We start from the raw sequence: 16,174 nt of genomic DNA on the forward strand, positions 1-16,174 counted from the left end.
TTAAAAAACTTCTCTTCCTTTTTTGTGGAATGTACAGAACCAACGCACCCTCCTTTCCCAATCTTGTGAGCAGATCAAACTACAGCATAGACATGATTGGAGCAATTATTAGTAGAAAGGTATAATTAAAATAGAGCTATCATTCAAAGAGAGTACTTCAAATATTGTTAGAGGCTATAAGTCGGGTTTACCATACCCATCCTTCACAATTATATTTTTCAAAAAAGGAGATGATCCATATGAAAGTCAAGTGGGGTATCATGAGTACGGCCAATATCGCGAAAAAAGCGCTAATTCCTGCACTCCAGAATTGCGAAAATGCAGAGGTTGCTGCAATTGCAAGCACAAGCGGAAAAGCGTCAGAGGTGGCAAAAGAGCTTCATATTCCAATAGCCTACGAAAGTTATGAAGAGCTGTTGGATGATCCGGAGATTCAAGCTGTCTATATCCCGCTTCCAAATACACTTCATAAAGAGTGGGTAATGAAGGCAGCCAGAAAGGGGAAGCATGTACTTTGCGAAAAACCTGCTGCACTGAATTCGGAAGATGTTCGAGAAATGGCGGATGAGTGCCTTGCCAACGATGTGCTGTTTATGGAAGCATTCATGTATCAGTTCCATCCTCAGCATCAGCGTGTAAAAGAACTGATAGCGGAAGGGGCAATCGGGGAAGTTCGTCATATGCACGCTATCTTTACCTTTCAATTAGATTTTGAAAAACATAAACAGAATATCCGGCTCAATAGGGAGCTTGGCGGAGGAAGTATATGGGATGTTGGCTGTTATTGTATCCATTCCTCCCGTTTTATTCTCGGCCAAGAGGCTTCAGAGGTATATGTAAAAGGGAATATTCATGAAGCCTTCGGTGTAGACACCAAAGCTGTGGGAATACTCAGCTTTGAAAAAGGAGTTACCGCTAGCTTCGAATGCAGTTTTGAACAGCCTATGAGGGATCTCTATGAAATTTCCGGAACTAAGGGCACTATCCAAGTGCCGGTTGCGTACCGGTCAGACCGCTTTCCAAAGGGAGAAGTCAGCATCAACATCACCAATGAAAAAGGCGAAGAAAGAAAAGAAACCTTTAAAGGAAATCAGTATGAAATCCAAGCTGCTCACTTTAGTCAATGTATATTGGAAGGGGAAATGCCAGTCTATTCAGCGGAAGAGACAATCTTGAATATCCAAACTATTCAAGCTTGTTATGAGTCTATGAAAAAGTGTTCTCCTGTAAAAGTCTAAATAAGTATGCTGTCGCCTGTGCGGCAGTTTTTTTATGGGAAATAGATGAGACGTAGAACCAACAAAACCAGTAGATGTCTTCGCAAGTTTTATAGTAGAGAAAAGGAGCTTATCCTTACGCCGTTCGTTGATGGTTATGCAATCCATCCTCGCAAATTCCACTCTCTCCCCCTGTCCTCCGTCCAACCATTATTCTACTATTTTCATAGAATGTATTAGAAGAGAAAGGTAGATTCCTTTTTCTTCATTAGATAGATATCCAGAGGGAAAAGGAGGTGAGTCATATGAAATATTATCATTATAAAAATCAGGAATCCTACACAAACCACCACCATAAAAAATGCGATCCAAAAATCAACATTAATGTAAATTGCTCAGATAATGGAGATCATGATGAAACTATCGCTTTCAGAGCTGTGAATAATCTTCAACAGCGGATAGATGAAATCGATGTGTTTGAAAAAGTTCTGTTCCAAAATGAGCAATTTGATATTGGTAACGTCTATAATTCCAACAACTCCACTTTTGTACCACGTGAGGACGGAGTCTACTATGTAGCAGGAACCGTTTCTTTCCTTCCTGATAGTACAACCGAAGATTACCGTGTGCGTGTAGAAATACGTGTTAACGGTTTTAGTGTTGCGGCTGACAATGATTATTGGGGCGAAATTAACCAACAATTCGTATACGTCAACGCAATCAACGTATCCACTATCCTTCAACTTGAAGCTGGAGACCTCGTCGAAGTCTTCATTACCTCCACAACACCAGGGACAATCCTAATCAATGAGCCTTCCTTTAGTACTCGATTCGAAGCAAAGGCCTAAAGTATAAAGGGTGGGTCAAGGAACCAGTCCCCTTGACCCATTAAGGAGCAATAGTCAGGAGGGAAGACCTTTTAATAACCATGAAACTCCTTTAAAATATAATGGAGAAATCATTTTTATATTGATAAAACTAAACCTTTTAGCAATGAAGGGGGTTACCATGAATAACAAAGTGCAAGTTAACTATGAATATATGAACAGGGAACGTGGTCTCACCAGATTATGGTTAGCCTGGCCAGACAGGGAGAAGGTGACGAACTTCCACGCTACTAGGTCACCGTCCCAGCGGTCAACAATTATCGATCAGGAGCTGGCCTATTTTGAATTGGAAGCAGGGGAGAGTGTGCAGCTCTCTTACACTAGTCAAAGGTACTCGTCTGATAAAAGTCCATTGTCCTATGATGCTCGCTCTTTTTATCTAATGTCGTCCGTTTTGTCTCCTGTGAATGATGAAATAAGAAAACTCGCACAGGAAATAACAACAGGAAGCGAAACAGAGTCTGAAAAAGCGAAGCGCCTTTTTGAATATCTTGTTGAACAGTTTCAATACGTCTATCCTCCTAAATCACGTGGTTCATCCGCATTTTTAATCGAGAAAAAAGGGGATTGTGGGGAGTACTCCTTCCTCTATGCCGCCTTATGTCGGGCGCTTCAGATTCCTTGTCGAACCATCGTAGGAACCTGGGCAGTAGGAAAGATGCAGGCACATGTCTGGAACGAAGTATATATTGAAGAAACAGGTTGGATTCCTGTTGACTGTAGCATGGCTTACATACAAAAAAAGAAAAAGTGGCAGTTTCTATTTAGTGATGTGAAGACATTACCGTGGCGAAAATATTTTGGCTCAACAGAAGGTCAGCGGATTGTTTTTTCCTTTGACGCAGAAATTCCATTGAAACCAGAGTATACTGGTTTTGATGAGAAGGAAGAAGCTTCCCATACGAAGCCAGCATCGTTCTTTAAAATAGAGAAAAGTCCTTTTTATTGGGGGTACCAATCACTAAAAGGTGCTGCACCCTATTTGCAACCAGCATACGTTAAATTTGATAATAAAAATTTGTTAGAAGAGGGGGCAAAAATAGACAACCGAAGCTATCTAGGGGAATGGACAGTGAAGGAGAGTGGCCTTAGGGGGTTCACGTTTTTATTAAAGAGGATTTGTTTTGCTGTGATTATTATTGGAGTAATTCTCGGTCTGCTAGTGGATAATGATTATCTAACTATAATTAATAACCTCGCCCTTGTTCTGGTTAGCGGATCTTTTTTGATAAGGGGAGAGCGGCCTTTATTGTTTGGTCCTTTTACCGTAGTTTTTTTGTTAGGATTTTTGTCGGCTGTGAGTGGATAGGGGGTAAGTGCGCCCAATAAACATCCCTTCCGACCCTTCCATGTTTACCCTGCCACTTGGGTTAAACACTTTTAAAGGGCAATACATCAGTTACTGGAACTATATCATGGCAGCATCCATGGTGTTCACCCTGCCAGTCCTGTTTATCTACGGATTCTTTAACCGCTACTTCATCAAAGGAATCTCATCTACAGGCGGTAAATAAAACAGATAAAATGGTACTAAAAAGCCCGCGCTCCTTCAGATGAGTGAGGGCTCTTCGACATTTGTGGGGAGATTCCTGCGAGGGTCTGGCCCCTTTTAATAGTTTTCTTCTGCTTTCCGTTTAGTATAGAGGGTAGGAATGTAAACTTGGAGAATGAAAGTAGAATAGGTCGAGAGTATAGGCACTTGCCTGTGTTAGTTATAATTATAAATCTGGTTGTTTATGAAAATCTAAAGACTAGTTGATTTGATTAGTCTTATGAATAAGTAGAGTGCTTGTGAACGGAGGAGACAAATTTTTAGGAAAGTATGTCTGGATTTTGGAAGTTAAATTGTTTTACAATAAGCCGCCAACTGTCTCTTTGTCACTCTTTAAATGTCGAACCCAAATTAAGAATATATATCATAGTTTCTCTACAAAGTATAAGTCTAAAGTTGCCTTTTTAATTGTCGAAATTTTAAGACTATTTACTCAAGGATAATTGAACTTAAATATATAATATCTACTAGTGTAAGAATTTATTGAAAATACGTCCTCTTTTACAATAAGAGTTCGTGTATGAATTAATTCTTAACAATCATTTAAGAGAGAGGATGAAACTAAAGGATGAGGAAGAATTTTTCAAAAGTATTATTTATTTTTATGGCATTTGTACTTATGATTTCAACGTTTAATATTGGTGCAAATGCAAATGGGGGTAATTCACAAACAGAGGTAACTGAATTACCTATAGCTCAGCTGCATGGAGATATAGAACTATCTTCAAACAGACCGACATCTGTTATTGTCGAATTAAATGCTGAATCTATTGTAGAGGCAAAACAAAAAGGTAAAAAGCAATCAAAGGCTAACTTAAAGTCTGAAAGAAATAAAGTTATTAACGCTTTAGAAAAAGCAGTGAATAGTGCAGATGTGAACAGAGAATATGACTATGTGTTTTCTGGATTCTCTGTAGAATTACCTGCCAATGAAATTATGAATCTATTAACAATTCCAGGTGTGAAAGCTGTCTATCCGAACGTACATTATACGGCTGAAGTGATCTCCGCTGAAGAAATTTCTGCAGAGGAATTCAGCCCAGCTATGATGGAGAGTGCTCCATTCATCGGTGCCAATGAGGCGTGGGATGCTGGATTTACTGGTGAAGGTGTTACAGTAGCCATCATCGACACGGGTGTTGATTATACTCATCCCGATTTAGTTCATGCCTTCGGAGATTATAAAGGGTGGGACTTTGTAGGTAACGACAATGATCCACAAGAAGGAGCTGGTCAGTACCACGGTACTCACGTAGCTGGTACAGTTGCAGCCAATGGAACAATCAAAGGTGTGGCGCCTGATGCTACATTGTTAGGCTACCGAGTACTGGGTCCAAACGGCGGAACAACCGAAGATGTTGTTGCGGGTATTGAGCTGGCTGTGCAAGATGGCGCGGACGTTATGAACTTATCACTAGGAAATTCACTAAATAATCCAGACTGGGCAACTTCGATTGCTTTAGACTGGGCGATGGCTGAAGGAGTAGTTGCCGTTACTTCCAATGGTAACGCTGGTCCTAACAACTGGACAGTGGGGTCACCGGGTACATCTCGTGAAGCTATTTCAGTAGGAGCTACCCAACTTCCATATAATGTTTACAATACTTCTTTATCTACTTCGGAAGGTGTGAGTTATCCGACTGCAAAAGTGATGGGATTCCCTTCCGACGAGGAGTTACTAGCTTTAAATGACGAAGAATATGAGTTTGTATATGTAGGGCTTGGAGCCGTTGCTGATTTTGAGGGTAAGGATCTTGAAGGGAAAATCGCATTAATCAGCCGAGGCGAGTTTGCATTCGTTGATAAAGCAATAAATGCTAAGAACGCAGGTGCCGTTGGTGCAATTATTTTCAACAACGTTGCTGGTGAGCATGCAGATGTTCCGGGAATGGCGATACCAACAATTAAAACGGAACTTGCAGATGGACAAAAACTTCTAGCAGAATTGGAAGCAGGAAATAACAAAGTTACTTTTAATAGTAAATTTGGACAAGCTGTTGGAGAAACGATGGCTGGTTTCTCTTCTCGTGGACCGGTAACACATACTTGGATGATCAAGCCAGATGTTTCTGCACCTGGAGTAAATATCGTAAGTACATTCCCTGGTAACAGTTATGCAGCATTACAAGGAACTAGTATGTCTTCACCCCATGTTGCTGGTGCTGCAGCATTACTACTTGAAAAACATGCTAATTGGGGACCAGAGGATGTAAAATCTGCATTAATGAATACGGCCGTAGATGTGATTGATCCTGCTACAGGAGAAGCTTATAAACACAACTCCCAAGGTGCTGGAAGCATCCGTGTTGTGGAAGCGTTAAATACGAAAACTCTAGTAGCTCCGGGTAGCCATTCCTTTGGTAAATTCGTGAAGGAAAGTGGTAAACAAGTAGAAAAGCAAAGCTTTAAAATTAAAAATCTTTCAGACAAAAGGAAGAATTATAGCTTTGAAGTAGAATTTGCAGGTAACCCAGATGGAATTAAAGTAATGTTAAGTAATAATTTAAAGATACAACCAGGAAAGTCTCAACAAGTGAACTTCAAAGTTCAAATTGACACTTCCAAATTAGCTCCAGGTTATTATGAAGGCACAATACATGTAAGCGATGGTGAACAAATCATCGACGTTCCAACAATCCTGTTTGTTGGTGAGCCGGATTATCCACGAGTGACAGGTGCATTTATGGAGAAGGTAGAAGAAGGGTCATACTATGTGGGATCTTATTTACCTGGTGGTGCTGAGGTATTAGCATATGATTTATATGTATTTAATGCAGATGGTACAATTGGTGGGTTTGTCGATACATTGGGAACATTTGAAAATGCTTCTGCTCCGTACCATGAATTCCTGTGGGATGGTACAGTGCAAGGTGGTATTGAGCTTCCTGATGGGGATTGGGTGCTAGGAATTTATGTAGAGCAAGCTGGTGTTACTGAGTATAAAGCATATTTGGTTACTAAAGAGTAATATTTAATGAATTGAGGAACATGGGAGAGATTCCGTGTTCCTTTTTTAATTTAGAGCGAGAAAATTTTTAAGGTTATAATGATAGATGTAGCAACATGAATAATATCTAAAAAACAACACTGCTACTCAACCATATAAAGAAAGGATGATTAGAATGCGTGCAGAAGAACTCAAAGAGAAAGCAGTATCATTTCTTCAACTTGTAGCATCCGGTAAAGTCCGCGAAGCATTTGAAAAACACGTCAGTTCTGAATTCCGCCACCACAATCCTTATTTTCCTGGAGATGCAGACTCCCTCATGTCTGCGATGGAAGAAGACGCAGCTGAAAATCCTAACAAGACTCTAGATGTGAAGCATGCTATCGCAGAAAAAGAAACCGTTACCGTTCACTCCCATATCAAGCAAAATCCGGACGACCTCGGCGGAGCTGTCGTCCATATTTTCCGCTTCCAAGGAGACCACATCATAGAATTGTGGGATGTGTGGCAAGCGGTTCCAGAGGAATCCCCTAATGAGAATGGAATATTTTAAAGTGGTGTACGGGGACTGGTAAGTCAGAGTGGAGCGGTTTTCTCTTATCGTAAAATGCTATAGTCTTACAAATGCTAGGAGATTTAATTGTATAAAGCTCCTCTCTCCGCGCACCATTTATCGCAATCACTTAAACTCCTTTCTCACCATAAAGCTATAACTTAACGTCTGATTGGACAAACAAATGGAAGTTTTTTAAACAGGCAATGGAGTTGACTTCTCCTTGCCTTTCCCTTGACTTATTTCTCAGTTCCCTCCCCCATTTTCCATCATTCAAAGATTCCCTAAGGACTGGTTGTAAAGAAAAACTAAAAAATGCAAAATACAACATAGCTTAATTATTTTTGCTATAATACGATAAGTGTATAATATTGCAACAAAGGGTGTTGTGTTTATGATAAAAAAGCGAGCATTAGTTATTGCCCCATACCAGGGTTTAACAGAATTAATAAGGAACCTCGAAGTGGAATTATTGGATTTTGAGATTATCGTACATGTAGCAGATTTGGTGGAAAGTTTGAACTTGTTGAAGGTCTATCAGGATGATCCATTCGACTTTATTATTAGCCGTGGAGGAACAGCGGACCTATTAAAGAACAGTACAAAGATTCCCGTAGTGGAAATAGAAGTATCGGGATATGATATCCTACGCATATTGACTTTATTAAAGGGCTATAATCAAAAAATTGAGATAATCGGATTTAAAAATGTTGTTCAGGGATTTGAATCGATCTCGAAATTGATTGAAATTGATATGACCTATACCGTCGTAAACCGTAAAGAAGAGGTAGAACCTGCGCTGAAAAGGGCCAAAAAGAATGGTGCGAAAATTATTGTCGGTGATACCATTACGGTCCGTCTAGCGAATGAAATGGATCTTCAAGGAGTATTAATTACCTCCGGAAAAGAGTCCATTCTGGAGGCCTTTTATAAAGCAAGGCAAATGTATAAAGTTCTCGCCCAGCAAATTGCTAAAACCACTTTTTATCAACAAGTTATAAATAAACTGGATTCTGGCATTGTTATCGTTTCAGAAAATGGTATAGTCCGATTTGCGAATGCTGCGATAGCCGATATTCTGCACATCAAACAAGAAACAAATGTATCCATATTCGAAACTCATCCATATTTTAGGAAAATAATCGAAAATACGAAAAATGAAATCTCGTTTCAATATCAGCTGACTAGAGATGATATTGAAGCGCTTTATAACATTACATCCGAGAGTATGGATCAAATTGATCAAGAAAGCTTATTCTTCTTCGAAATCTCCCGGTCGAATAAAGTGAGTCAGCAGGAAGATATTCAAATTATTTTCCCGCATAAAAATGTCGCCTATCCACAGCTTGTAATGTCAGGAAACCTATTTGATAAAGCACTGGAGATAGCAAAGCAACAAATGAAATCCTCCTTGCCCATCATTGTTGTAGGGGAAAAGGGCTCAGGCAAAAGGCTGCTTGTAAACACATTATATAGATCATTGAAACATCATGATGGATCGTTGATTGAAATTGAAATTAATAGAAGCAATACGAAGAGCTTTAACCAAATATTGAAGATGCTTGAACAAGAAGGCGAACATTCCCTTATCCACATAAGAGGATTAGAGAATACAAGCCTGCCGCAGCAGCAAAAACTCTTCCAACGTCTAGATGCGATGAGAGCTCAATTAGTTTTTTCCTTCATTGGGAGCAGGAACGTATTTCTGAACAATGAACGGAAACTTGAGCCCCGTCTTTTTGAAGCGATTACATCTAAACCTATCTACTTTCCTCCATTGAGAGAAAGAATGGACGAGTTAAATGAAATGATTCAAACCTTTATTGTTCAATATAATGAAGTGTACGGGAAGCAAGTTGTTGGTGTCCGTCCAAACGTATTGGAAGCAATGCAAGCCCATCCGTGGAAGGAAAACCTGATGGAGCTCAAGCGACTTATAGAGGGTTTTGTAAAGCATTCCGATGATGAATACATTTCCGAAGATGTATTAATAGAATTGCAGGGAGAATCGCGAACTAATCCAAGTATTTCGGACTCGACCAGAACTTTTATTAATTTGGATCAGCCGCTGGAGAACATAGAAGCCGAAGTTATTCAACTTGTAATGGAACAGGAAAATATGAATCAATCAAGAGCAGCCAAAAGATTGGGTATCAATCGATCCACTCTTTGGAGAAAACTAAAACAAGAATAAAAACTGACGGCAGTAGCTGTCGGTTTTTTTTGTTGAAAAAGCATAAAAAAGTGTTTTAAATTGCAACACAAAATAATTAATTTTAGTATTTGAAAATAAATTTACAAAAATGTGTTGATTTTTAAACATTAAAAGATTATCTTAGTATTAAGAAATGCTAAAAAATAAATCACGACATTACTGTTGCGTTTTTAAACACTAACACTAACAAATACTGCCTGAGAAAGTTTACAACATACTAGTAAGTCACCAGGAGGTGAGAGGTTGAAAGTTGGAATTATTGCAGATGACTTAACGGGGGCTACAGATACCGGAGTACAATTTGCCAGGAACGGATTGAATACATCAGTATTAATGTCGAAAAATGAGGCGCTTGCCACTGATTTAGAAGTCCTAGTCATCGACACCGACAGTAGGGCAATTCCCGAAGAAGAAGCGTATCGGCGGGTGAAAGAGACTTGTTCGTTTCTAAAAACCCTGAACTCAAACATCATCTATAAGAAAATCGACTCCACCATGAGGGGGAACATCGCCGCTGAACTCGAAGCGGTTTACAATAGCCTCTCGCCGGATTTCGTTATTGTCGCTCCAGGATACCCTAAGAATAATAGAATAGTAGAAAATGGGATCGTGTCCATCCATGGCAGGCCAGTGCATGAAACAGAATTTGCAAACGATCCGACCACCCCGGTAGAAAACTCTAACTTTGTAGAAATGTTGAGAAAAGGGACAAGGCATAAGGTTGGATTGATTACTAGCCATGATTTAAAACAGGGAGCTGGCTTTGTTCTTGAAAAAATGAAAGCGTTTCACAGTCAGAATACTGCTTATCTAGTATTTGATACTACAACAGAAGAAGAACTCCAAAAAATCGTTCATTACGTGAAGACCTCTAAATACCAGGTTGTATGGTGCGGATCGGCCGGTCTTGCGAACTATCTGCTGGAGGGGCGTGATTTCAACACCGAAGCCAAGAAGATAATGCCCAAAAATGACAGCCCTGTACTGATGGTAATTGGGAGCGTAAATAAAAATTCGAGAAAGCAGCTCGAACATGTTTTAGCAGACGAACACGTGAAGGGGATTATTCTCCAGTCCCACCTTGTCCTTGGTGATAAGGAAGTAGTACAGAAAGAAATCAGCAGGGTGCTTCGTGAAGTGGATGGCGCAGTGGACCAGAGTCGTCATATTGTTCTCTACTCAGCAGGAAGTCCAGAGGAAGTGAATTTAGCGAAGAAGATTGGAGAAGGCTACGGTCTCTCGCCGAAAATGGTAAGTGAAAGAATTTCTGAAGTGCTAGGGAATATAACGTCGGAAATTATCAAGAAGCACACAGTGGACCGCTTATTTCTTACCGGTGGAGACACTGCCAAAAAGGTTTGCAATTCATTGAGAATCGGTGAATTTAAGTTAATAGATGAAGTGGAGACGGGAATTCCCATCGGTACACTGGTATATAAAACAGGAGTCCTTACCATCACCAAAGCAGGCGGTTTCGGTACCGAATATACATTAGTACAATCATTAAATATTTTGAGGGGAGATAAAATCACATGCGCCCAATCATTGGTATAACAATGGGAGATGCGGCTGGAGTAGGACCGGAAATCATCGTCAAGGCTCTTCAGTCACAAACAGTTTATGAAAAAACTCGCCCTGTCGTCATTGGAGATGCAAAAATCATCAAACGAGAAGCAGATAACTTAGGGGTTTCCGTTGACATTCGAATCATTACGGATACAAATGAAGGCGCTTACGAGCTGGGGGTCATTGACTGTATCGACCTTGACCTCTTACCAGAGGACCTTCCTTATAGTAAAATTTCAGCAGAAGCAGGAAATGCGTCCTTCTGTTTTATAGAAAAAGCCGTAGAGTTAGCTATGACGAAACAAATAGATGCAATATGCACAGCACCTTTAAACAAAGAAGCCTTACATAAAGGTGGTCATCTCTACCCTGGTCATACAGAAATACTCGCTGACCTTACTGGTACGGAAGACTATTCGATGATGCTGTCCGCACCGAACCTGAAAGTGATTCATCTTACAACACATGTAGGTTTAATTGAAGCAATCAACCAGATTAATCCGGAAAGAACCTATAAAGTGATTAAACTTGCACATGAAACCTTAAAACGAGCAGGTTATGAGAAAGTGCGAATTGCGGTCTGTGGAATTAATCCACATGCAGGGGAAAATGGGTTATTCGGAAACGGGGAAGAAGCGGAAAAATTAGTACCTGGAATTGAACAGGCTCAGCAAGAGGGAATCGAAATAAGTGGCCCTCATCCTGCAGATACTTTATTCTTCCGTACCATCCGTGGTGACTTTGATGTAGTGGTGGCCTGCTATCATGATCAAGGGCATGGGCCAGTTAAAGCACTTGGACTAGAAGCAGGTGTCAATATTACAGTCGGACTGAAAAACGGAGTCATCAGAACCTCGGTGGATCACGGAACTGCATTTGACATCGCCGGAAAAAATTTGGCAGATGAAGGTTCATTGATAGAGGCGATCAAAATGGCTGTGGAGCTCGCCCCGAAAGAAGCGAAAGGGAGGCAAGAACATGTTTAAACCTTACGGAATCATTCCGGCACTCGTCACACCTTTTACTGCCGAAGGAGATGTGAATGAACCAGTCCTTCGTAAATTGGTAGGAAACATGATAGATGCTGGTTGCCACGGTATTTTTTGCTTAGGAAGCAATGGCGAATTCTTTTCCCTCTCCCAAGAGGAAAAAGTGAAAGTGGCACAAATCGCGGTGGAAGAAGCAAATGGCAAGATCCCTGTTTATGCTGGTACCGGTGCTAATAGCACAAAGGAAACGATTGAGTTGACCAAACAAATGGAAGAGGTTGGTGTGACAGCGGTATCGGTGATAACACCATATTTTGTGAAACTGTCTCAAGATGAACTGCAGCAGCACTTTAAATTGATTGCAGAAGCCGTTAACCTCCCAATCATCCTTTACAATATACCGGGGTTAACCGGGAATTCTTTAAGTCCTGCTACGGTTATAAAACTGGCGGATATGGAAAACATTGTGGCTATTAAAGACAGCAGCGGGAGCTTTGATAATGTCTTGCAGCTTCTCGAAGCATCTCGTGACAATTTCACCGTATTAGTTGGAACAGATTCCCTGATCTTGCCAACCTTGATGGCAGGAGGCGGCGGTGCAATTGCAGCAACTGCAAATTTCATGCCGAAAGTGGTCGTCTCGATTTATGAGAAATGGCAGGCAGGCGACATTGAAGGAGCCGAACAGGAACAACGGAAGCTAAGAGCGTTACGAAATGCCTTTCCAAAAGGAACATTGCCATCGGTTTTAAAGGAATCATTAAATGGTATCGGGCTCCAAGTAGGCGATCCAAGGCTGCCAGTTAAACCTTTATCCGAAAAGGCAAAGAAAGAAGTACAGGAAATTGTCCAAGACTATAAAAGCGCTGGATATATCTAATAGGTTTTTTTAGCAAAAATTGAGAGCGTTTACCTTGTTAAGATAGAAAAGAAGAGTCAATATGTATAACCAGTTCCATCCAGTTGATTGCAGTGGGGGAGTTTCCTTTCTAAGAAATAGCGGTAGATGGGAGCGCATGTAAACGGAGCTTAGTAGGCTCCCACACCGACCTGTGAAAAGCGAACAATCAACAGGGAGTTGAACAGAACGCTAACTAAAAAAGAAAAAGGGGATGTAAACATGAAAATCAAACAAATAGTAATATTAATGCTGGTTACCGTAATGGCAATCATGGCAGGATGTAGTTCCGACTCGTCAAACGAGGCAAATGGAGATACGAACTTCCCGGAGAAAGACATACGAATTGTCATTCCTTATGATCCAGGCGGAACAAGTGATTTAACTTCAAGAGCAGTTGCTGACGTGATTAAGGAAGAAAATCTACTAGATGAAAATGTAACTGTTTTAAATCTACCTGGTGCCAATACAAGAATCGGCCTGGAAGAAGTTCTAAATGCAGATCCGGATGGACACACCATCCTGCTTCATCACTCTACATTAAATGCCATGAATGCAGTTGGTCAGCTTGATATTTCTTATGAAGATTATGACCTGATTGGGCAGATTTCCTATACACCAAACGTACTTGTAGGAAACGCAGACTCTGAGTATCAAACTTTCGATGAATATTTGGAAGCAGCTAAAGCCAATCCAGGAAGTATTTCCGTAGGGGTACCGAATATCGGTTCTACCGCTCATTTAGCATATGAAGCAATTATCAGTGCGGTTGGCGCAGAAGGTCTATTCAAACTGGTTCCATTTCAAAGTGGTGCGGACTTGATCACAGCACACCTTGGAGGCCAAGTAGATTTACGTATGGCATCTACGCCGGATTCTATCCAATATGTTGAATCAGGAGACGTTATTCCATTGGTTACTTCCAGTTTAGACCGCCACTTCCATGAATCACTGCAGGATGCAGTCTCAATGTCAGACTTGGGAATGGATACGGATGTTGTAGTACGTTTCGGATTCTACGCTCCTAAAGGAACACCACAGGAAGTGCTGGATATTTGGGAAGAAACAATCAAGAAAGTGTCTGAATCAGAATCATTCAAAACAATAGCAGAAAATGCTGGAATGCAGACGGAATTCCTGAACACAGAAGAATTCCAAAGCATGAATGAAAAGGTTCAAGGCGTTTTTGATACATTAGCCGAGAATATTGACTTAAACGAATAGAATTTTAGACATATAAGTTGTTAGAATAGTGTAATAGGCTCCAAACAGCCTATTACACTAATTTCTATATAGGGAAGGATGCATATGAAAAAAAGTCTGATCATTCAAGCCGTATTCTTATTATGCGGTCTTCTGTTTGTAGTAACGGCAAACACAATTAGTACAAGAGGCTTTGGTGGTGATGTGCTCAACCAGAGAAACTATGTCATCATCCTTGCATGGTTATTGATTATCTTTTCCTTTATTTCGATAGTTGCAGAAGTGCTTAAAAGCCGTAAGGGTAAACAGCCTGCTGAAGTTTCCGAGGCGGAAGCAAAAATGGCGGAGCTGGAAGCGGAATCAGGGACAACGATTGAAAAGAAGAGTTCCTCTAAAGTTTACCTTTCGATGGTATTGGTATTTTTATTTGTACTTGGTTTTTCATACATTGGTTACTATGTTACCTCGTTTGTATTTGTCTTCCTGATCACATGGCTTATGTTTGATTGGGACAAGAAAAAATGGATTAAATCCCTCATATTTAGCATAGGGCTGAACGTTGCTCTCTATGTATTATTTACGCTGATTAATGTGTATTTCCCTAAAACTTTGTTATTCTGACTACCCAAGTGGGAGGCTTGTAAATGGAACTATCAAATATTTTATCAGAAGTCTTATTGAGTCCCACATTTATCTATATCATGATAGGAACCATTCTTGGCGTTATTTTCGGTGCAATACCGGGATTGACTGCCACTCTTGCGGTTGTTATCTTGCTTCCATTAACCTATGGAATGGAGCCCCTCGCTGGAATTGCTACCTTACTGGCAGCCTATATTGGCGGTATATCAGGAGGCGTGGTCGCTGCTATATTAATAGGAATGCCAGGGACACCATCTTCCGTAACGACGGTGTTTGATGGCTACCCATTAGCCAAAAAGGGCTTCGGTCCAAAGGCACTGGGGATGGGTGCCGTTTCAAACTTATTTGGTTCCTTAATCTCTCTTGCCTTTCTTATCATGCTCGCTCCACAGCTAGCGAAGTTTGCCCTTTCTTTTACGCCGTTTGAATACACGATGGTGATGATCTTTGCCTTTGTCATAGTGGCTGGTCTAACCGGAGACTTCTTCAAAAGCATGATTGTTACATTTTTCGGATTATCGATAGCAGCATGGGGGTTTGATCCTATCAATGCTGCAGAACGGAACCCATTAGGTCTTGACTTTCTTAGTAATGGTGTTCCAGCCATCCCGGCAATGATTGGTTTATTCGTCATCTCCAGAGTATTTGTGGAGTTGGAAACCGACCAAAGCTCACCGATTATTCCTAAAAGCAAAACAAATTCGGTTCTTCCAACACTAAGAGAAATAAAAGAGTCTATCGGAAACTTCTTTCGCTCAGGGATTATTGGAACAGCAATTGGAATTCTTCCGGGAATCGGCTCTTCCCTTGCCACCTTTGTAGCGTACGACCAAGCAAAGAAGGCAAGTAAGAAGCCTGAGACATTTGGAAAAGGGAACATACAAGGAGTAGTAGCCTCTGAAACTTCTAATAATGCCGTAATCGGTGGGGCGCTAATCCCATTATTGGCGCTAGGTATCCCCGGGGACGGGGTTACCGCACTCTTGCTTGGTGGATTGCAGATGCATGGTTTGCAGCCGGGGCCTTTGCTTTTTACAAACCAGCCTGAGTTCTTAACCGGTTTGTTTGTTGCATTTTTTGTCTCGGTTGTCATCATGTTTTTGTTTATGGTAACAATTGGAGCGCGAATTTTTCCATTTTTACTTTCTACCAAGAAAGTGTATTTATTGCCGATTGTTCTGGTAATGAGTATAGCAGGCAGCTACAATATTGGCTTTCGGATTGAAGATGTATGGATTATGGCCATTTTTGGTGTCATAGGCTATTTTATGGATAAGTGGAAGTTCTCTACATTACCACTCGTTATTACCTTGCTATTAGGAGCAAGCTTTGAGAAATATATCCGAAATGGTTTAATTCAAAGCGGTGGAGATCTTACTCCCTTCTTTACACGCCCAATTGCCTTGCTGTTCCTTGTCCTAACGGTTCTAACGCTTATCTTTGTCCTTAAACCAAAAAAGAAATTGAACATCAACGTATAGATGAATCATAGAATCAGTCCCCTC

12 protein-coding genes and 1 pseudogene are annotated in these 16,174 nt (G+C 40.7%); all 13 read left to right on the top strand.

What is annotated here, in order from left to right:
• Positions 1-239 precede the first annotated feature (239 nt).
• Positions 240-1,238 carry a Gfo/Idh/MocA family protein gene (locus K9B36_RS06380; RefSeq protein WP_263399286.1) on the top strand — a complete coding sequence of 333 codons (999 nt, stop codon included), beginning with the start codon at positions 240-242 and terminating at the stop codon, positions 1,236-1,238.
• 284 nt (positions 1,239-1,522) lie between these two features.
• Positions 1,523-2,065, top strand: coding sequence for a hypothetical protein (locus K9B36_RS06385; RefSeq protein WP_223701190.1), 543 nt, complete (start codon positions 1,523-1,525; stop codon positions 2,063-2,065).
• 160 nt (positions 2,066-2,225) lie between these two features.
• On the top strand, positions 2,226-3,413 hold the full coding sequence (locus K9B36_RS06390) for a transglutaminase-like domain-containing protein (protein ID WP_223701191.1): 1,188 nt from the start codon (positions 2,226-2,228) through the stop codon (positions 3,411-3,413).
• 7 nt (positions 3,414-3,420) lie between these two features.
• Positions 3,421-3,618 (top strand): annotated as a pseudogene (locus K9B36_RS06395) (carbohydrate ABC transporter permease); the annotation flags it as partial.
• A 606-nt stretch (positions 3,619-4,224) separates the two neighbouring features.
• The gene (locus K9B36_RS06400) at positions 4,225-6,624 is read left to right on the top strand and encodes a S8 family serine peptidase (RefSeq protein WP_223701192.1); all 2,400 of its coding nucleotides are present in this window, start codon (positions 4,225-4,227) and stop codon (positions 6,622-6,624) included.
• A 154-nt stretch (positions 6,625-6,778) separates the two neighbouring features.
• Complete coding sequence (locus tag K9B36_RS06405; protein ID WP_223701193.1) at positions 6,779-7,156, top strand: nuclear transport factor 2 family protein; 378 nt, start codon at positions 6,779-6,781, stop codon at positions 7,154-7,156.
• A 394-nt stretch (positions 7,157-7,550) separates the two neighbouring features.
• Positions 7,551-9,350, top strand: a complete 1,800-nt coding sequence (locus tag K9B36_RS06410; RefSeq protein ID WP_223701194.1) for a sigma-54-dependent Fis family transcriptional regulator — start codon at positions 7,551-7,553, stop codon at positions 9,348-9,350.
• A gap of 264 nt (positions 9,351-9,614) precedes the next feature.
• Complete coding sequence (locus K9B36_RS06415) at positions 9,615-10,925, top strand: four-carbon acid sugar kinase family protein (protein WP_223701195.1); 1,311 nt, start codon at positions 9,615-9,617, stop codon at positions 10,923-10,925.
• Entirely contained in the window at positions 10,904-11,923 is a 1,020-nt protein-coding gene (gene pdxA / locus K9B36_RS06420) for a 4-hydroxythreonine-4-phosphate dehydrogenase PdxA (RefSeq protein ID WP_223701196.1), read from the top strand. The genes K9B36_RS06415 and pdxA overlap by 22 nt, the downstream gene beginning before the upstream one ends.
• Positions 11,916-12,806 (top strand): 4-hydroxy-tetrahydrodipicolinate synthase, encoded by an 891-nt coding sequence (gene dapA / locus K9B36_RS06425; protein WP_223701197.1) that lies wholly within the window; start codon positions 11,916-11,918, stop codon positions 12,804-12,806. The genes pdxA and dapA overlap by 8 nt, the downstream gene beginning before the upstream one ends.
• A gap of 240 nt (positions 12,807-13,046) precedes the next feature.
• The gene (locus K9B36_RS06430; RefSeq protein WP_223701198.1) at positions 13,047-14,048 is read left to right on the top strand and encodes a tripartite tricarboxylate transporter substrate binding protein; all 1,002 of its coding nucleotides are present in this window, start codon (positions 13,047-13,049) and stop codon (positions 14,046-14,048) included.
• A gap of 84 nt (positions 14,049-14,132) precedes the next feature.
• Complete coding sequence (locus K9B36_RS06435; RefSeq protein WP_223701199.1) at positions 14,133-14,648, top strand: tripartite tricarboxylate transporter TctB family protein; 516 nt, start codon at positions 14,133-14,135, stop codon at positions 14,646-14,648.
• Between the two features lie 23 nt (positions 14,649-14,671).
• Positions 14,672-16,150 (top strand): tripartite tricarboxylate transporter permease, encoded by a 1,479-nt coding sequence (locus K9B36_RS06440; protein ID WP_223701200.1) that lies wholly within the window; start codon positions 14,672-14,674, stop codon positions 16,148-16,150.
• Positions 16,151-16,174: the final 24 nt, after the last annotated feature.

This window comes from Sutcliffiella deserti (genome assembly GCF_020037475.1).
Taxonomy (GTDB): domain Bacteria; phylum Bacillota; class Bacilli; order Bacillales; family Bacillaceae_I; genus Sutcliffiella_A; species Sutcliffiella_A deserti.